Raw genomic sequence first — 17,613 nt, 5'->3', positions numbered from 1 at the left:
GGTGCCGATGCCGTGCAGCGCGTCGTTTTGACGGGCTGCTGCCGGCCAGGTCGGCCACTTCACGTTTCTACCGCAATAGGCATCCCGCATCCACTGCGTTCGATTCGACAGCATTCCAATTCGATAAACATCGTCAGAAACCTCATAAATGAAGATCGAAGTTAGACGCGCCCAACTCTCTGAACGCCTGATCGTGCGGAACCTGATGGAGCTATACCAGCACGATTTTTCCGAGCTAGACGGAACGGACCTTGACGATCATGGCCAGTATGGCTACTACGATCTGGACTGCTTCTGGATTAACCCAGCATGGTCGGCTTACGTAATCAAGGTAGACGATAAGTGGGCCGGATTTGCGCTAACGAACGATGAAGTCCATACCCCTGGGTCGACTTGCGCGATAATGGAGTTCTTCTTGGTCCGCAAGTATCGGGGACGTGGCGTGGGCAGAATGGCTGCGCGCGAGATCATGGCCCAGTGCCCCGCCAGATGGGAAGTGCGCGTGATTCATGAAAATCGGGTTGCGCAAGATTTTTGGACATCGCTTCTAAAGACGGCATGGCCCACCAGCTATCAGCGAACTATTGTGAAGAACGAAGAATGGCATGGTCCGATCTTCTCGGTCGACACGCGTCCAGCGACCCTAGTGGGCGAGTTGTAAGGGCATTTTGGCCAAAGCTTAACGTCCGCAATAGGGCGGAACCGGAAGGTCGAGTGCTGCGGGCGCATGCAGACAGACGACCGCAGCCTAGATTGGGAAACGAGCCAGGCGGCGCCCGCAGCCGGGCGGTGCCGGCGCAAGGAGAAATGATGCCCCCGACCCCTAAAACGCTACACAGCTATGGGATGTTAGCCGCGGCGGCCCTCGCTTTGCTGACCGTAGCGGGTGGTGCAAGCGCTTTTACACCGCAAGAGATGAGTGCGGCTTTGAGGAAGTATGGCTTCGAATACCGCGAAGGCGAACGGCCATACGGCTTGCCGATTAAGGGTAAGCTGACCCGGGTGAATATTGGCGATGAGACCTATGAACTGGACTTGGCCAGCCCTCTTACAAGGAGAGGCGTGGATAGCGCAATCCGCGACTATCTGTTGCGGCATGCGGCCGATGAACTGCATGTGATCGGAATGCTAGCTGGCGGGCCGATGGGAAATATTGAAGTCGACCCGGATAAGACATTGGTGGAAGAACTGCATACGGACCTCATCCAACTACCCTTTGAATCATGGCGAGCCCGGCTCCAGTCATTCAAGCACGAAGGCGTCACCATCGAGGCGCACTGCGACTTCCACTTCGTAAAATTAAACGGAAAATATTACCAACTGTACTTCAAGGACCGGGGTTCCTACAAAACCAGCGAAGAGCCAGGTTGCGATGTTCGCCGTAGCGACTACCACCATACCAACTGAGACCTATCGCCGACCAGATCAACCGCACGCGAGATCAATTGCGGACGGCTAACACGCGCTCGTATCAGGATTACGTCCGCTTCGGGCCGCAACCAGTCGTACCAGTAACAGCAGCGACGTGCAGGATCACCCCGTGCCCCACGGAAGGCACGATGGCAACACGAACCGCATCCTGCAATTACGGCCAACTGTGCAGCTCGAAGTGGCGGCCGACCCGAATGGCAGGCCAGGCGATTATGCAAAGTGCCACGAAGGGCTCCGGGTCAGCGCCCGTCGCACACTCTGTTGTAACAAAAAACACACGAAAAGCATGGCAGCGATCAGGCATTATTTGATAGCGCTATCATTCGTGAGGTTTTCCGCGTTTCTTGTTCTAATATCGTCTCATGCGCTAGAACTTCAGCGTAGCTTGCCGGCGCAGGGTTTCAGGGCATCGGGTGGAGGGCGCGGTGATGCATCGGTTCGATGCAATATGCCGCAAGTAATCCGAGCACTCCCGGTATTTCTGATATCGCTATCATCGACATTGTTCGTTCTGGCACGCATGCCAGCCACGTTGCGCCGCGTTCCATCGGCACATACTTCATGACAGGAGCATCTCAATGCAAACACCCATCCTGCGCCGCGTGCTGCTCGGCGCCGCTTTACTGGCCGGCCTCGCGCAACATGCCGGCGCCACCATCACCACCGTCACCGGCGACACGACCGGCGGGCCGACCTGGGACCGGATCAACGAGGAGCCCTATAACTGGCCGTTCTACCCGGCGTTGCCCGACACCACATACCGCGCGTTCGACGTCAACGTACTGGCCGATGCCGCGAATCTCACATTTGCCTCGACGTGCGCCTTCGATTGCTCGATGTATATCTACACCGGCGCCTTCGACGCGGCAAACCCCACCACCAACTTCCTCTTTGCCGACGGTTATGGAGCTTCCGACAGCTCGGCCTATTTCCACGGCCCGCTGGAAGTGGGGCACTACACGATCCTGGTAACGGGTGAGGACGCCACTGCGTACGGCTTCTTCAGCACGACCGTATCCGGCGACGGCGTGTTCGAGATTGCGCCGCTCGACCCCGTGCCCGAACCATCGGCCTGGCTGATGCTCGGTGCCGGCCTCGGCGCCATCGGCGTCGCCGCGCGTCGCCGCCCCGCCGCATCCATCCACACCGCATACTGACGGGGGAACCAATGAAAAACATGCTCCGCAATATGATTGCCGCCGCGTTGCTGTCGGCCGGTTTCGTCCAGCACGCCGCCGCTGCCATCGTGACGGTAGCCGGCGACACTACCGGCGGTCCCACGTTCATCCGGCCGGGCGATGTCGGCGAGGATCCTTATCCATGGCTGACGGGCATGGCCTACCGGGCCTTCGACATCGTGACGAGCGCCGGCCCGAACGAATTCAACTGGGAGAATTCGCTCATGACGAGCTGCGATTTCGGGTGCGTCACGTTCCTTTACGCCGGCCCGTTCGATCCGGAACACGCGCGCAAGAACCTGATGTCGTTCGATACCGATGGATACAATTTCTCGGCCATGCAGACGTTCCTGGAGCCCGGCAAGCACTACACCTATGTTGTGACCGGTTACTTCGACCAGGATGCGGGGGCGTTCAGCATCACGGCCGGCGGCCAGGGCGGCATCAGTATCAGCGCCGTGCCGGAACCCTCGGCCGGACTGATGCTGCTGGGCGGCTTGGCGGCTATCGGCGCGCTGGCGCGGCGCCGCGCCAGCGACACCGCGCAGCGTTCGTGACCGGAGACTTCTTCACCGGCGCCGCCACAGCTTGCGTATCGGCAGGCCTGTGGCGGCGAAGATGGCTGTGCCAGGCGCTTCCCCCTATCCCAGTCCGCTGGCGACTCGTGGCAATTCGTCGCACACTGGCGGGGCGGCGCGGAAAAGCAAAGGCCTGCATTGCGCGCCTGGAGCGCCGGACCGCGCAGCAGTAAGGCGGTCAACGCCACCCGGCCTGCGAGATCCGGGAATCGCGCACGCCGACCGTGCCACGGCAGACGCCTGCTCAGCGCGGCTTGCCCGACCCCAGCAACTGCAGTTCCCAAGCCAGACTGGTGCCGACATTTCCCATGTGCTCGAACATCATCTGCGCCAGGGCCGGCACTGTTTCCTCGCGCGCCCAGTCGCGCTGCAGTTCGGATGCAAAAACGGTCCAGGTGATCGGTACCGCACCGGCATTGACCATCCGCAGGACCGCCATTTCATGTGCTTCCAGGGTAACGCCGCCGGACGCGTCGGTCACGATGAACACCTCGTAGCCTTCGCCCAGCGCCTGGATGGTTGGCATTGCCAGGCAGATTTCGGTCCACAGCGCGGCAATGACGATCTTCTTTCTGCCGGTTTCCTTCACCCAGCCCGTCACGTTCGGGTCTTCCCAGGTATTGATGGTGGTACGGTTGATCGGCTTTTGCTCCGGGAAGACGTCTTGAAGCGCCTTCACCAGATAACCGCCCCGTTCCTCCACCACCGTGGTCAGCAGCGTCGGAACATTGAACAGCCTGGCCGATTTCGCCAGTGCGACGACGTTGTTGACAACCGTCTGGGAGTCATGGCTGCGCAGGCCGGCAAACTGGAACGGCTGGTGGTCGATCAGAATCAGTGCACAGTTGGTGGGCGTGAGCAGTGCGTCGAGGCCGGCTTTAGGATTGACTTGCTGGGACATGGATATCTCCAATGGGTGGTCAGGGTTGCGATCGGCGGATCTGCCGGATACGAAAGCAGGCCAGCGTCGACGATGATGGTGATTCCGATGCGCCGCCCTGTTCCGGAATGAGGGCGTGGCGACCGCGTCCTCGATTTCGGACGGTTTCCATTGCGTTGCTCAGGCGTGCAAGACCTGCGGGTCAGGACAGGCTATCCGGGGCGGGATGAAGACTTCTCGGGGTTTCTCGTTGCTGCGTGCTCCGCGGTGAAAAAGCCCAGCTGACGCAGGCCGTTCATCCAGTCTTCGCTGTGCCAGGTTCGGAAGATTCGCCCGGCGCGGATGTCGTGGATGTCGATTGCCTGAATCTCGAGCGTCTTCCCCGAGGCCTGCATTCCAAGGAAAGTTCCGCACTGGGTCCCGCTCATCGCCGAACGCACAACGACCCTGTTGCCGTCGTGGAGTATGTCCTTGACCGTAATGCGAAAATCAGGGAATGCTTCCCGCAGGGCCTTCATCGTCCGGACAGCTCCGGCTGCCCCGGGCGGTGTGCCTGGCGGTGCCGGTATGTCGACCCACCCGCTGGCGAGGATGGCCTCAAGCAGGGCTGCATCTCCCTCGTCGAAAGCCCGATACCAGCATTGCGCGAGTTTTTCATTCGCAGCGATGCTGCCGGTGGCGCCGGGAATGCGCACGGGGTCGGTGTCTGAACTATCGATCGCAGCGGTCATGGCTGGCTCCTCCCGGATTGAACTGTCGTAATAAAGCGAGGTTGCAGGCCGGTACGTGCACCCGCCCAGGCATTCCCGCAAGTCGTCATCCGTGCACATATGTCCTGGGCACGATCGGCGGCTGCACCGCCTTGATGTCACCAGTATCTTGAAGAGAACCCCGGCCTGAAATACCGAATGGTTGATTTAGTTTGCCCAGAACTACGTAAGTGGAAACCGCCGTCAAAGAAAGGCGGTCGGCGAGCCAGCGGTGTCGGCGCCAGGCTCGCCACCGCGTAAGGGCTTGACCTCGCGACGCCGATCCTGCCGTCCATCACAGATAGCGGAACGGATGGGCGACCACGCATCGGCAATCGCGGCGACGCTGGGGTTGCGTTCGCGAGCACATCGCTTGCTGCGCGATAGCGGAAAAACAACAGGTGACAATCCGTGACAATTGGTGACACCACCGGCGTCGCCATGGGACTACGCTGTGGAACGCATCCACGGGGAGGTGGCCATGAGCGCTGTACTGAAGCCGCAAGCGCGGTTGGACGGCAAGCCGGACGCCGGGCCGGCGCAGGAGATCCGGGCGCAGGACCCGGAGTCGCAGCACATCGACGACTGGCGCAGGCAGGCCAATGTGCCGCCCGATGCCGCCAGCGCCGGCCTGGCGTTTTCCGGTGGCGGCATCCGCAGCGCCACGCTGGGACTGGGAGTGCTGGAGGCGCTGCGCGACCTGAAGCTGCTGGGGCGGTTCGATTACCTGTCCTCGGTGTCCGGCGGTGGCTACATCATGGGCTGGTTGAGTGCGCACTGCCATCGCCATCCGGGCTGGCTGGGTGCGGAACGGAACAATGTCGCGCGCTGGGACAAGTCGATCGCCTACCTCAGCAAATATTCGAACTATCTGTCGCCCCGGCTGGGGATGTTCAGTGCCGACACGTGGACGATGCTGACCGTCTGGGCGCGCAACGCCTTCCTGGTGCAGCTGACGGTCGTCTGCGGCATCGTGGTGGCCCTGCTGCTGCCGCACCTGGCCAAGGACTGGTTCATGAGCTGGCCGGAGCACGAGCGCTGGCGCTGGGCGTCGGTTGCCCTGTTTGTCTTCGCGGTTCTGTGTATCGCCGCCAACCAGTTGCACCAGCGGCGCAGGGCGCATCCGCCGCCGCCCGGTAGTGCGGGCGCCGAGCGCAAGCAATTGCAGGTCGCCCTCGGCATTTGCGGCATGCTGACCGTCGGCTGCGCGCTGCTGGGGTGGTACCTGTGGCAGGTTTTCGATTTCCAGCCGTTTCCCAAGGCGTTGCCGGTGGGCGTGCACTCTGGAGCGGTGGTGCGGCTGGGCGCGCCTGCGGTGCCCATCGCCATGCTGATCATGGGCGGCGCGCTGGCGTTTGTCGGCGGCGTGGCCTGCGCGCACACGCTGGCGGGCAGGGAGAGCGCCGTCAATTTCTGGCCCGACTTCGGCCAGGGGAAGGTGCAGCTGCTGGTCGTGCTGCCCCTGCTGTTTACCAGCGTCGGGTTCTCCGCCGTCCTGTGGAGCGCCGCGCTGAAGCACCGGGCGCCGCCGCTGGCGTTCGGCGACGTGTTCCTCGCCGGTCTCGGGTTCTGGCCGTTCCCGCTGTCGTTTGCCTTCGCCGCCGTGCTGGTCCTGGCTTGCTGTTCGTTCAAGCGCTGGGCCGGCACCAAGACGCGGCTGCGGCTGCCGCGCTTCGCCTTCAACCTCTTTCTGATCGGCGTCTGTTCGGTGCTGTGCATCGTGCTGTTGCACGCCAGTTTTGCCGGCATTGTCGTGCTGATGAATACCTTCCACCCGACGGCGGGCGCGTGGCACGCCTTCATCTGGGGGCCACCGCTGGTCCTGTCGGCATTCGCCTCCACGGTGACCTTGATGATCGGCATCCTGGGACGCGCGTCGCTGGAAGGCATGCGCGAGTGGTGGAGCCGCCTGGCCGCCTGGCTGTGGATCTATGCCATCGGCTGGAACGTGGTGGCGATGTCCGCCATCTACGGGCCCACGTTCGTGCCGTGGCTGGCGAACCTCGAATCCTGGCAGAAGTTCGTGCCGGTCATGGGATGGATCGGCACCACGGTAGCCGGCCTGCTGGCCGCAAACTCCGGCGCGACCAAGGGCGATAGCAAAATCCGTTCGCGCGAGCCGACCGCCATGTCGATCGGGCTGGAAGTCGTTGCCAAGGTGGCGCCGACCGTCTTTATCGTCGGCCTGCTGCTGGGCGTCGCGATGGCCATCAACTTCGTGCTGGTCAAGGTGGGCGGCGGCACGCTGGCAAGTGCCGCGGAGCTGGCCCAGTGCCAGCCGCACGACTGCTGGCGCGCCTTCCTGGAAAATACGGCGAAGCCCGATCCCGCGGTGGTCCGGCTGGCGCTGGGCGCTGTGCTGCTGCTGTTGCTGGTGCTGGGCTGGCGCATCGACGTCAACGAATTCAGCCTGCAGGCGTTCTACCGCAGCCGGCTGGTGCGCTGCTACCTGGGCGCCTCACGCACCGGTCGCAGCCCGCAGGAGTTCACCCAGTTCGACGACGACGACGACCTGCCGGTGACGGACCTGGCCAGCCGGCGCGGGCCGCTGCACCTGATTAACTGCACGGTCAACCTGGGCGGCTCGAAAGACCTGTCGCTGCACACGCGCCACGGCGCCTCGTTCACGGTCACCCCGTATGCCATCGGCAGCGGCTCGCCCATCAACGGCAATGGCGCCATCGGGTTTCGCGCGCACGGCTGCTACGACAACGGCGGCATGAGCCTGGGCGAGGCAATGGCCACGTCCGGGGCGGCGGCCAGCCCGAACCAGGGATTTCATACGGCACCGTCGGTGGCGTTCATGATGACGATGTTCAATGCCCGGCTGGGGCGCTGGTGCGCCAACCCGCGCCGTTCGAATACGTCGCTGGGGCCGTGGTTCAGTCTTCTGTACCTCGTCAAGGAGCTGTTCGGCACGGCGGACGAGCGCTCGAAATACCTGATGATCTCCGACGGCGGGCACTTCGACAACCTGGGGGCATACGAGCTGATACGGCGGCGCTGCAAGCTCATTGTCGTCGTCGACGCGGAGTGCGACCCCGAGCGGCGCTTTGGCGCGCTGGGCACCTTGCTGCGGCTCGTGCAGGTGGATTTCGATACCCGTATCGACCTCGATACGGCGCCGCTGCGGCCACTCCCGGACAGCGACATGAGCAAGGCCCACTGCGCCGTGGGCCGGATCTTCTATCCGGCACTGCGGCCCGGCGTGGACGCGGAAGAGGGCGTGCTGGTCTACATCAAGGCGTCGCTGACGGACGCCGTGCGCGACGCGTCGCTGTGGCAGTACCACGCGACGCATCCGTCGTTCCCGCATGAATCCACGGGCGACCAGTTCTACGGCGAAGACCAGTTCGAGAGCTATCGGCGGCTGGGACGCCACCTGGCGCACAACGCGTTCGGGGCCGGGCTGGACGCGGACGACATCGACCGCATCGTGGCGCTGCGGCCCGACTTCGCCGACGCTCTGGGAGCGCGGCAAGGTGCCTGACGGGGTGGTGCTCAGCCGGCGCGGCCCTGCCGCCCGGCCACCTCCGCCTGCAACGTCACGTGGTCGATCCCGTGCTTTGCCAGCAGCATGGCGCGCACCGCCTTCAGCACGCGCGGCCAATGCTCCAGCTCGCTCACTTCCACGTGCCCGATCAGCGCGGGCTCGCCCGGCGCCATGTCCCACACGTGCAGGTCGTGCACGGAAACGACCCCGTCCACGTCTTCCAGATCGGCGCCCAGCTGCATGTAGTCGATGTGTTCGGGGACGCCTTCCATCAGGTGGTGGCCGGACTCGCGCAGGATGCCGTAGGTGGACTTGAGCAGCAGCAGCGAGACGACCAGCGACAGCAGCGGGTCGATCCGCATCCAGCCCGTGTAGTAGATGACGGCGCCGGCGATCAGCGCGGCCACGGACCCCAGCATGTCGCCCAGCACGTGCACCAGCGCGGCGCGCGTGTTCAAGCTGTCGCGGTCCTTCGACAGCACCCACGCCACCGCGATGTTCACGCACAGGCCGATGGCGGCGACGATGAAGACGGTGCCGCCGGCGACCGCCTGCGGCTGCGCGAAGCGGTGCACGGCCTCGAACACGATCCAGCCGACGACCATCAGCATCACCAGTCCGTTGACGAAGGCGGCCAGCGCTTCGGCGCGGCCGAAGCCGAACGAATAGCGTGGCGACGGCGGCCGGCGTGCGATCAGCTGGGCAAACAGTGCCAGTCCGAGCGAGGCGGCATCGGTGACCATGTGCCCGGCGTCGGAAATGAGCGCCAGAGAATTGGAGGCAAAGCCGGCGGCGACTTCGACGCCGGCAAACAGCAACGTCAGCCCCAGCGCCCAGGCCAGGATCGACAGGCTGCGGTCGGGCCGTTGGTGGCGGTACTTGGCATCGCCCTTCAGATGGGCGTGCAGATGGCTTGGTGCGTTCATGGTTACTGCTGAAAAGGTTTATTTATACGCGCCGCAGGCGATGACGTGGCGGTCGACCAGGCGGAACCACGTTGCCTTCACGCGCAGCTGCTGGGTGCCCGGATGGAGGCGGGTGTAGTGTACGGGACCCGTCTCGTTCCGCTGCGCACGCGTGATGATCTCACGAATATAGTAATGATCGTCGGCATCGCGCCAGTTCCATGCATCGCGACCGATCAGTTGCGGCTGCGTGCCGTGGGCCAGGATGCGTCCGCGCAGGCTGTAGACGGTCACGTACAGGTCGCGGTAGTTGAAGGCGCCGAAGGGATTGCTGATCTCGGCCATCGCCCGCTCGGGGCCCAGCTCGCGCATCAGCATGGCGGCCTTGTCGACCATGGCGCGCGCCTCGTCGGCCGTGCCCGGTTCGGCGGCGGCACTGCCGCAGAGGAGTAGGGCCGCAAGCAACAGCGCCGGCAAGCCGTGGGGAGGAAGAGTTCGTTTCATGGAGACGACGAATATAGCATGGGCTTCGTGGTGCCCGTCCCGTGAGCACCTGACAAGTATTTCAGGTTGGCCCTTGTTTTTCCTCGGACGTCTCCCTATAATGCTGGGCATCGGGCGGTTAGTTCAGCTGGTTAGAATACTTGGTCGACATCCAAGGGGTCGGGGATTCGAATTCCTCACCGCCCACCAGAACATGCAGTTGTAGTAAAAGTAGTAGTAAAGTTCGGGGTAGTGTTGTTGTGTGACGCAAGTCGCGTAGTATCGCTGCTCCGGGCCTCCGGGCGGTTAGTTCAGCTGGTTAGAATACTTGGTCGACATCCAAGGGGTCGGGGATTCGAATTCCTCACCGCCCACCAGAATTCCTGAAGCGTCGCATCATGCGGCGCTCTCATCTTGTAAGAGCGAGAAAGGCACACCGGTTATGACACCGCGAACTACGACCCCGGGTTTGGTGAGTGACGCTAGTCGACCGGCTTTCTTTGGCTTTTCAATTTGAAGAAAAACGCGGCTAGTCCGCGTTTTTTTTCGTCCGCTTTTTCCGCATTTCCCTATTTCAGCAGCAGTTATCCGGCCCCGTGCCGATTGGAGATCATGATGGTATCAGTCCGACTTCCCGATGGATCCGTGCGCCAGTTTGACGCGCCCGTCACCGTGGCGCAGGTGGCATCGAATATCAGCAACAGCCTGGCCAAGGCTGCCCTGGCCGGCAAGGTCGACGGCAAGGTCGTCGACACGTCGTTCCTGATCGAACGGGATGCCGATGTGGCCATCGTGACCGACAAGGACCCCGAAGGCCTGGACGTCATCCGCCACTCCGCCGCCCACCTGCTGGCCTACGCCGTCAAGGAGCTGTTCCCGGACGCGCAGGTGACGATCGGCCCGACGATCGAAAACGGCTTCTACTACGATTTCTCGTACAAGCGCCCGTTCACGCCGGACGACCTGGTCGCCATCGAAAAGAAGATGGCCGAACTGGCGAAGAAGGACGAGCCGGTCACGCGCAAGGTCATGCCGCGCGACGAAGCGGTGGCGTACTTCAAGTCGATCGGCGAAGCCTATAAAGCCGAGATCATCGGCTCGATTCCTGCGGGCGAGGACGTGTCGCTGTACAGCGAAGGGAAGTTCACCGACCTGTGCCGCGGCCCGCACGTGCCGTCGACGGGTAAGCTGAAAGTATTCAAGCTGATGAAGCTGGCCGGCGCCTACTGGCGCGGCGACTCGAAGAACGAGATGCTGCAGCGTGTCTACGGCACGGCCTGGGCCAGGAAGGAAGACCAGGAGCAGTACCTGCACATGCTGGAGGAGGCGGAAAAGCGCGACCACCGCAAACTGGGCAAGCAGCTGGACTTCTTCCACTTCCAGGACGAGGCGCCGGGCCTGGTGTTCTGGCACCCGAAAGGCTGGACCATCTGGCAGCAGGTCGAACAGTACATGCGCAAGAAATACCAGGACAATGGCTACCAGGAAGTCAAGGCGCCGCAGATTCTCGATGCCAGCCTGTGGGGCAAAACGGGTCACTGGGACAACTACCGCGAAAACATGTTCGTGACGGAGTCGGAAAACCGTTCGTATGCCCTGAAGCCGATGAACTGCCCGGGCCACGTGCAGATCTTCAATTCCGGCATGCGCTCGTACCGCGACCTGCCGCTGCGCTACGGCGAATTCGGCCAGTGCCACCGCAACGAGCCGTCCGGCGCGCTGCACGGCATCATGCGCGTGCGCGGTTTCACGCAGGACGACGGCCACATCTTCTGCACCAACGAGCAGATCGAGCCGGAAGTGGTCGCCTTCCACCGCCAGGCGATGGAGGTGTACGAGGACTTCGACTTCACCAATATCGAAGTGAAGCTGGCGCTGCGTCCCGATAACCGCATCGGCACGGACGACGTCTGGAACAACGCCGAAGAAGCGCTGCGCCAGGGTCTGCGCGCCTGCGGCGTGACGTGGACGGAGCTGCCGGGCGAGGGCGCGTTCTACGGTCCGAAGATCGAGTACCATCTGAAGGATTCGCTGGGCCGCCCATGGCAGGTCGGCACGATGCAGGTCGACTTCTTCATGCCCGAACGCCTGGGCGCCGAGTATGTGGCCGAGGACAACAGCCGCAAGGTGCCTGTCATGCTGCACCGCGCGATCGTCGGTTCGATGGAGCGTTTCATCGGCATCCTGATCGAAAACTACGCTGGCGCGCTGCCGATGTGGCTGGCGCCGGTGCAGGTTGCCATCCTGAATATCTCGGAAGGCCAGGCCGAGTACGCCACCGATCTGGCGGCAAAGCTGCGCAAGCTGGGGTTCCGCGTCACGGCTGATTTGCGCAACGAGAAGATCACGTATAAAATACGCGAACATTCCGTCCAAAAGTTGCCATATATTCTGGTGATTGGCGACAAGGAGCGGGATGCCAATACCGTGGCTGTGCGTGCTCGGGGCAATGTCGATCTCGGCGTAATGTCGATCGACGCCCTGGTCGAGCGACTCCAGCAGGACGTCGCCAACAAAGCCTGACGGGAATCGCAGCAAGGTTTCCGCAACCGGCCACAAACCATCAAATTTCTTAAAGGAAACTGCAATAGCTACTGACAAGTCGCATCGCATCAATGGCGAAATCACGGCACCGGAAATGCGCCTGTCCGGTGTCAATAATGAGCCCCTGGGCATCGTTAGCCTGGCCGAAGCCTTCCGCCTGGCGGAGGAAGCGAACGTCGATCTGGTGGAAATCGCTCCAACAGCGGTTCCTCCTGTCGCCCGTCTGATGGACTACGGGAAGTTCAAGTATTCGGAACAGAAGAAGGCGCACGACGCTAAATTGAAGCAGAAAGTCATCGCCGTGAAGGAAGTCAAATTCCGTCCCGGCACTGACGACGGCGACTACAACATCAAGTTGCGCAACCTGATCCGTTTCCTGGAAGACGGCGACAAGACGAAGATCACGTTGCGTTTCCGCGGCCGCGAAATGGCCCACCAGGACATCGGGATGCGGATGCTTGAGCGTCTGAAGGCTGACCTGGAGGAGCATGGCCAGGTGGAGCAGTTCCCGAAGATGGAAGGAAGGCAGATGATCATGGTCATCGCCCCTAAAAAGAAGAAGTAAGTCGTCGACTGCGCTGCAGTCAACGTCGGGAGGGGGCAGGCGCCGGGTTCGTGTTGAAACCGGCGCCTGCCCCCAGTTGTCTCGGGGCGTGGATCCCGTCGGGGACAGGCACCTGTCTCGCGCCGAGCGGCGCGTGACAGGTGCCTGTCCTCGACATTTTGTGCACCGCGGTCGCTGGCCGGCGGTTTTCCGAGCTATTGCTGCGAAAAATCAGTTATAATTGCCGGCTGCTGCGGCCCCAGGGCCTGTTGCAAAAGAATTTGCAGCGCCAAGCTGCAACATGTAGTGGCCCCGCTGCCGCTGCATCAACAAGTGAAAGCAGGCACCCAAGCGCAACGTGTTGTTGCCACCTGCAATCCTGTTCATTTGGAGCTGCTCGAAAGAGCAGATGTGTTATGCCAAAAATGAAAACCAAAAGCTCCGCGAAGAAGCGTTTTCGCGTGCGTCCAGGTGGTACCGTCAAATCGGGTATGGCGTTCAAGCGTCACATCCTGACCAAGAAAACCACCAAAAACAAGCGTCAGCTGCGTGGCACCCGTAACATCAATGCGTCCGACGTCACGAGCGTCCTGCGCATGATGCCGTCCGCTTAATCTCACACTCATTTAAGGAGCTACTATGCCTCGAGTAAAACGTGGGGTTACTGCGCGTGCCCGTCATAAAAAAGTACTGAACCAGGCCAAGGGTTACCGCGGTCGTCGCAGCAAGGTTTACCGTATTGCCAAGCAGGCAGTCATGCGCGCTGGCCAGTACGCCTACCGCGACCGTCGTAACAAGAAGCGCGTCTTCCGCGCACTGTGGATCACCCGTATCAACGCGGCTTCGCGTGAACACGGCCTGACCTACAGCGTCTTCATGAACGGCCTGAAGAAAGCCGCTATCGAACTGGACCGTAAAGTCCTGGCCGATATGGCTGTGATGGACAAGCCGGCGTTTGCCGCGATTGTCAACGCCGTGAAAGCAAAAATCGCTGCTTAATTCATCAGCGATCGATGTTGCGCGCCACCGCAAGGGGGCGTGAAGAGCGGGGCAGGGTCTAACAACCTGGGCCCCGTTTTTAATTTCCAGCATAGGAAAACAGTCGGATGAACTCCCTCGAACAACTCGTCGTTGCGGCCCAGGCTGACTTTATCGCCGCCGCCGACGCCGCCGCCCTTGAAAACGCCAAGGCCATCTATCTTGGCAAGACCGGCCGGATCACCGAATTGATGAAGGGCCTCGGCAAGCTCGCGCCCGAGGAAAAGAAAGCGCAAGGTGCGCTGATCAACGCCGCCAAAGGGCAGATCGAAACCGCGCTGACGGCACGCCGCGATGCGCTGGCCGAAGCCCAGCTGCAGCAGCGCCTGAATGCGGAAGCCATCGACGTCACCTTGCCCGGCCGCGGCCGCGCCACCGGCGGCATCCACCCCGTGATGCGCACGTGGGAACGGGTGGAAGCGATCTTCCGCTCGATCGGCTTCGACGTGGCGGCCGGTCCCGAGATCGAAACCGACTGGACCAACTTCACCGCGCTGAACAGTCCGGAAAACCACCCGGCCCGCTCGATGCAGGACACGTTCTACATCGACGGCAACGACAGTACCGGCAAGCCTCTGCTGCTGCGCACGCACACGAGCCCGATGCAGGTGCGCTACGCGCGCAGCCATCAGCCGCCGATCAAGGTGATCGCGCCTGGCCGCACCTACCGCGTCGACAGCGATGCAACGCACTCCCCGATGTTCCACCAGGTCGAAGGCCTGTGGATCGCCGAGAACATCAGTTTTGCCGACCTGAAGGGCGTGTACCTGAACTTCGTCAAGGCATTCTTCGAGACGGACGACCTGGATGTGCGCTTCCGTCCGTCGTATTTCCCGTTCACGGAACCTTCCGCCGAGATCGACATCGCCTTCGGCTCCGGTCCGCTGAAGGGGCGCTGGCTGGAAGTGTCCGGTTCGGGGCAGGTGCACCCGAACGTCGTACGCAATTTCGGGCTGGACCCGGAAAAATACATCGGCTTTGCGTTCGGCTCCGGCCTCGAGCGCCTGACGATGCTGCGCTATGGCGTCAATGACCTGCGCCTGTTCTACGAAGGCGACCTGCGCTTCCTGAAGCAGTTCAACTAAGAATAATATCGAAGGCTGATTATGCAATTCTCCGAAAACTGGCTCCGTACCATGGCCGATCCGAAGATGAGTTCGGACGAGCTGTCTCACTTGCTGACGATGTCCGGCCTGGAAGTGGAAGAAGTGGAACCGGTCGCGCCGCCGTTCACGAACGTTGTCGTGGGCCACGTGCGCGAGATGGTCAAGCACCCGGATGCGGACCGCCTGAACGTGTGCCAGGTGGACGTCGGCACGGGCACCTTGCTCAACATCGTCTGCGGCGCGCCGAACGTGCGTCCGGGCCTGAAGGTCGTCTGCGCCAAGGCCGGCGCGGAACTGCCGCCCGGCGCGGACGGCAAGCCGTTCCTGATCAAAGTCGGCAAGCTGCGCGGCGTCGAGTCGCAGGGCATGCTGTGCTCCGCCCGCGAGCTGAAACTGTCGGAAGACCACGGCGGCCTGCTGGAGCTGCCGGACGATGCGCCCGTGGGCGCCGACTTCCGCGATTACTACGCGCTGGACGACCTGAAGTTTACGATCAAGCTGACGCCGAACAAGGCGGACTGCCTGTCCGTGCTGGGTGTGGCGCGCGAAGTGTCCGCACTGACGGGCACGCCGCTGCAGGCGCCGCAATCGGCGCCAGTTGCGGTCAACTCGGACGAAAAACTGCCCGTCAAGATCAGCGCGCCGGACCTGTGCGGCCGCTTCTCCGGCCGCGTCATCCGCAACCTGAACGCGAAGGCCGCCACGCCGGAGTGGATGAAGCAGCGCCTGGAGCGCAGCGGCCAGCGCAGTCTGTCGGCACTGGTCGACATCTCGAACTACGTCATGCTGGAACTGGGGCGGCCGTCGCACGTGTTCGACCTGGACAGGATCCATGGCGGCCTGGAGGTGCGCTGGGGCAAGGCCGGCGAATCGCTGAAGCTGTTGAACGGTAACACCGTTGCCGTCGACGAGTGGGTCGGCGTGATCGCCGACGACAAGGAAATCGAATCGCTGGCCGGCATCATGGGCGGCGACTCGACCGCCGTGTCGCTGGACACGACGAACATCTACCTGGAAGCGGCCTTCTGGTGGCCAAGCGCCATCCAGGGCCGGGCGCGCAAGTACAACTTCTCGACGGACGCTGCGCACCGCTTCGAGCGGGGCGTGGATTACGCGACGACGGTCGAGCACATCGAACGCATCACCGCGCTGATCCTGGAGATCTGCGGCACGGCGGAAACGAAAATCGGTCCCGTGGACGATCACGTCGTCAACGTGCCGCAACGCGCTCCCGTGAAAATGCGCACGAGCCGAGCGCAGAAGGTCATCGGCGTGCCGTTGACCGATGCCGTTGTGGCCGACATCTTCACCCGCCTGGCGCTGCCGCACACGGTCGAGGACGGTGTCTTCTCCGTGACGAGCCCGAGCTACCGTTTCGACATCGAGATCGAGGAAGACCTGATCGAGGAAGTGGCGCGCGTGTACGGCTTCGAGAACATCCCGGCCCGCCCGCCGGTGGCCGAGAACACGATGCGGATCGCCCCGGAAAATACCCGTTCGATCTTTGCCGTGCGCCACCAGCTGGCCGACCTGGGCTACCAGGAAGTCGTCAACATGAGCTTCGTGGAAGCGCAGTGGGAACTGGACTTTGCCGGCAACGACAGCCCGATCCGCCTGCAGAACCCGATCGCCAGCCAGCTGTCCGTGATGCGTTCGTCGCTGATCGGCAGCCTGGTTGCCAACGTGCGCTACAACCTGAACCGCAAAGCCCCACGGGTGCGCGTGTTCGAGGTGGGCGCCGTGTATCATCGCGACGCCGCCGTGACCGACGGCCCGTTGACCGTGGCCGGCTACAGCCAGCCGCAGCGCGTGGCGGCCATCGCCTACGGCCCGCACGCGGACGAGCAGTGGGGCCAGCCGACCCGCGACGTCGACTTCTTCGACGTCAAGGCCGACCTGGAAGCGCTGTTCGCGCCGGCCCAGCTGCGCTTTGCCAAGCTGGAGCACCCGGCGCTGCATCCGGGCCGCGCCGCATCGGTAACGTTGAACGGCAAGGTCATCGGCTTTGTCGGCGAGTTGCACCCGCGCTGGCTGCAGAAATACGACCTGCCGAAGGCACCCGTGCTGTTCGAGGTCGATGCGGATGCGCTGCAGCAACGCGACGTGCCGTCGTACACGGAAATCTCCAAGTTCCCGGGCGCGTCGCGCGACCTGGCGCTGGTCGTCAAACAGGACGTGCCGGCGCAGGAACTGCTTGACGCGTTCGCCGCGGCCGCTGCTGCAGCCGAGCATGGGCGCATCGTGCAAGCCATTGTTTTGTTTGATGAATATCGCGGCATCGGGGTGGCGGCGGACGAAAAATCGCTTGCTTTCCGCTTTAGCTTGCAAGATACTCAAAACACCCTGCAGGACGATATCGTGGATGCGCTGATGGCCGCGCTGACCGATGCAGCGGTGCAAAAACTGGGCGCGCAGGTACGCAAATAGGCCCGCAAGCGAGTACGCAAGCGAGTGCGCTGTCGGCGGCATGGCAGGCGAACCGGGCGTCTACCGGGTGTTCAACTGAGCGTGAACTGAGCGTGAACTAAGCGTCAGCTAAGCAACGTCGCAGATACTCTTCAGTCATCAATCTTCACCTTCGGGTCCGCTTCGGCGGACTCGATGTTCTTTTTATAGGCGGGGCAAAAATTAACAACAACGACGTCGATTCCGCGGTATTGCAATCTGCGCTGGATGCCGAGTTG

At 62.5% G+C, this 17,613-nt stretch carries 15 protein-coding genes and 2 tRNA genes; 13 read left to right on the top strand and 4 right to left on the bottom strand.

The genetic code is table 11. The features are described from left to right. Positions 1-148 precede the first annotated feature (148 nt). The 4 genes from E1742_RS05235 (at position 149) to E1742_RS05220 (ending at position 3,166) form a co-directional block, all read left to right on the top strand. Positions 149-661 carry a GNAT family N-acetyltransferase gene (locus tag E1742_RS05235; protein ID WP_134383872.1) on the top strand — a complete coding sequence of 171 codons (513 nt, stop codon included), beginning with the start codon at positions 149-151 and terminating at the stop codon, positions 659-661. A gap of 146 nt (positions 662-807) precedes the next feature. Then, positions 808-1,407 (top strand): hypothetical protein, encoded by a 600-nt coding sequence (locus E1742_RS05230; protein WP_166793431.1) that lies wholly within the window; start codon positions 808-810, stop codon positions 1,405-1,407. Between the two features lie 602 nt (positions 1,408-2,009). After that, positions 2,010-2,588 carry a PEP-CTERM sorting domain-containing protein gene (locus E1742_RS05225; protein ID WP_134383870.1) on the top strand — a complete coding sequence of 193 codons (579 nt, stop codon included), beginning with the start codon at positions 2,010-2,012 and terminating at the stop codon, positions 2,586-2,588. A gap of 11 nt (positions 2,589-2,599) precedes the next feature. After that, positions 2,600-3,166, top strand: a complete 567-nt coding sequence (locus E1742_RS05220) for an FxDxF family PEP-CTERM protein (protein ID WP_229466540.1) — start codon at positions 2,600-2,602, stop codon at positions 3,164-3,166. A gap of 265 nt (positions 3,167-3,431) precedes the next feature. Here the strand turns inward: E1742_RS05220 and E1742_RS05215 are convergent, their stop codons facing one another. After that, entirely contained in the window at positions 3,432-4,088 is a 657-nt protein-coding gene (locus E1742_RS05215) for a hydrolase (RefSeq protein ID WP_134388033.1), read from the bottom strand. A gap of 191 nt (positions 4,089-4,279) precedes the next feature. Continuing rightward, the gene (locus tag E1742_RS05210; protein ID WP_166793430.1) at positions 4,280-4,798 is read right to left on the bottom strand and encodes an ester cyclase; all 519 of its coding nucleotides are present in this window, start codon (positions 4,796-4,798) and stop codon (positions 4,280-4,282) included. A 499-nt stretch (positions 4,799-5,297) separates the two neighbouring features. On the opposite strand from E1742_RS05210, the gene E1742_RS05205 reads away from it, so the two are divergent. Further along, on the top strand, positions 5,298-8,306 hold the full coding sequence (locus E1742_RS05205; RefSeq protein WP_134383868.1) for a patatin-like phospholipase domain-containing protein: 3,009 nt from the start codon (positions 5,298-5,300) through the stop codon (positions 8,304-8,306). 11 nt (positions 8,307-8,317) lie between these two features. On the opposite strand, the gene E1742_RS05200 is transcribed toward E1742_RS05205, so the two are convergent. Together E1742_RS05200 and E1742_RS05195 are read right to left on the bottom strand one after the other, a co-directional pair. Next, positions 8,318-9,235, bottom strand: a complete 918-nt coding sequence (locus E1742_RS05200) for a cation diffusion facilitator family transporter (RefSeq protein ID WP_134383867.1) — start codon at positions 9,233-9,235, stop codon at positions 8,318-8,320. A gap of 18 nt (positions 9,236-9,253) precedes the next feature. Next, the gene (locus E1742_RS05195) at positions 9,254-9,718 is read right to left on the bottom strand and encodes a cache domain-containing protein (protein ID WP_166793429.1); all 465 of its coding nucleotides are present in this window, start codon (positions 9,716-9,718) and stop codon (positions 9,254-9,256) included. 112 nt (positions 9,719-9,830) lie between these two features. On the opposite strand from E1742_RS05195, the gene E1742_RS05190 reads away from it, so the two are divergent. The 8 genes from E1742_RS05190 to pheT all read left to right on the top strand — a co-directional run bounded on the left by E1742_RS05190 (position 9,831) and on the right by pheT (position 17,356). Further along, a tRNA-Val gene (locus tag E1742_RS05190) sits at positions 9,831-9,907 on the top strand. Positions 9,908-9,997: 90 nt separating this feature from the next. Continuing rightward, positions 9,998-10,074 (top strand) — tRNA-Val (locus E1742_RS05185). A gap of 238 nt (positions 10,075-10,312) precedes the next feature. Further along, the gene (gene thrS / locus E1742_RS05180; RefSeq protein WP_134388031.1) at positions 10,313-12,220 is read left to right on the top strand and encodes a threonine--tRNA ligase; all 1,908 of its coding nucleotides are present in this window, start codon (positions 10,313-10,315) and stop codon (positions 12,218-12,220) included. 64 nt (positions 12,221-12,284) lie between these two features. Then, positions 12,285-12,806 (top strand): translation initiation factor IF-3, encoded by a 522-nt coding sequence (infC, locus tag E1742_RS05175; RefSeq protein WP_134383865.1) that lies wholly within the window; start codon positions 12,285-12,287, stop codon positions 12,804-12,806. A 395-nt stretch (positions 12,807-13,201) separates the two neighbouring features. Further along, a complete protein-coding gene (rpmI, locus tag E1742_RS05170) occupies positions 13,202-13,399 on the top strand; it encodes a 50S ribosomal protein L35 (protein ID WP_057262756.1) in 198 nt (65 codons plus the stop codon). Between the two features lie 25 nt (positions 13,400-13,424). Then, the gene (gene rplT / locus E1742_RS05165) at positions 13,425-13,784 is read left to right on the top strand and encodes a 50S ribosomal protein L20 (protein WP_134383864.1); all 360 of its coding nucleotides are present in this window, start codon (positions 13,425-13,427) and stop codon (positions 13,782-13,784) included. A 107-nt stretch (positions 13,785-13,891) separates the two neighbouring features. Then, complete coding sequence (pheS, locus tag E1742_RS05160) at positions 13,892-14,908, top strand: phenylalanine--tRNA ligase subunit alpha (protein WP_134383863.1); 1,017 nt, start codon at positions 13,892-13,894, stop codon at positions 14,906-14,908. A 21-nt stretch (positions 14,909-14,929) separates the two neighbouring features. Continuing rightward, positions 14,930-17,356, top strand: coding sequence for a phenylalanine--tRNA ligase subunit beta (gene pheT / locus E1742_RS05155; RefSeq protein ID WP_134383862.1), 2,427 nt, complete (start codon positions 14,930-14,932; stop codon positions 17,354-17,356). Positions 17,357-17,613: the final 257 nt, after the last annotated feature.

It is taken from the genome of Pseudoduganella plicata (assembly GCF_004421005.1).
Classification (GTDB): domain Bacteria; phylum Pseudomonadota; class Gammaproteobacteria; order Burkholderiales; family Burkholderiaceae_D; genus Rugamonas; species Rugamonas plicata.
Note: the sequence above shows the minus strand (reverse complement) of the source record. Positions and strands in the feature narration are given on the sequence as shown.

Excerpts from the sequence above, each read along its gene's own strand:
- pheT (WP_134383862.1), top strand. The coding sequence starts at position 14,930 with ATGCAATTCTCCGAAAACTGGCTCCGTACCATGGCCGATCCGAAGATG.
- E1742_RS05220 (WP_229466540.1), top strand. The coding sequence starts at position 2,600 with ATGAAAAACATGCTCCGCAATATGATTGCCGCCGCGTTGCTGTCGGCC.
- thrS (WP_134388031.1), top strand. The coding sequence starts at position 10,313 with ATGGTATCAGTCCGACTTCCCGATGGATCCGTGCGCCAGTTTGACGCG.
- rplT (WP_134383864.1), top strand. The coding sequence starts at position 13,425 with ATGCCTCGAGTAAAACGTGGGGTTACTGCGCGTGCCCGTCATAAAAAA.
- E1742_RS05205 (WP_134383868.1), top strand. The coding sequence starts at position 5,298 with ATGAGCGCTGTACTGAAGCCGCAAGCGCGGTTGGACGGCAAGCCGGAC.
- E1742_RS05210 (WP_166793430.1), bottom strand. The coding sequence starts at position 4,798 with ATGACCGCTGCGATCGATAGTTCAGACACCGACCCCGTGCGCATTCCC.
- E1742_RS05215 (WP_134388033.1), bottom strand. The coding sequence starts at position 4,088 with ATGTCCCAGCAAGTCAATCCTAAAGCCGGCCTCGACGCACTGCTCACG.
- rpmI (WP_057262756.1), top strand. The coding sequence starts at position 13,202 with ATGCCAAAAATGAAAACCAAAAGCTCCGCGAAGAAGCGTTTTCGCGTG.
- E1742_RS05230 (WP_166793431.1), top strand. The coding sequence starts at position 808 with ATGATGCCCCCGACCCCTAAAACGCTACACAGCTATGGGATGTTAGCC.
- E1742_RS05200 (WP_134383867.1), bottom strand. The coding sequence starts at position 9,235 with ATGAACGCACCAAGCCATCTGCACGCCCATCTGAAGGGCGATGCCAAG.
- E1742_RS05195 (WP_166793429.1), bottom strand. The coding sequence starts at position 9,718 with ATGAAACGAACTCTTCCTCCCCACGGCTTGCCGGCGCTGTTGCTTGCG.
- E1742_RS05225 (WP_134383870.1), top strand. The coding sequence starts at position 2,010 with ATGCAAACACCCATCCTGCGCCGCGTGCTGCTCGGCGCCGCTTTACTG.
- E1742_RS05235 (WP_134383872.1), top strand. The coding sequence starts at position 149 with ATGAAGATCGAAGTTAGACGCGCCCAACTCTCTGAACGCCTGATCGTG.
- pheS (WP_134383863.1), top strand. The coding sequence starts at position 13,892 with ATGAACTCCCTCGAACAACTCGTCGTTGCGGCCCAGGCTGACTTTATC.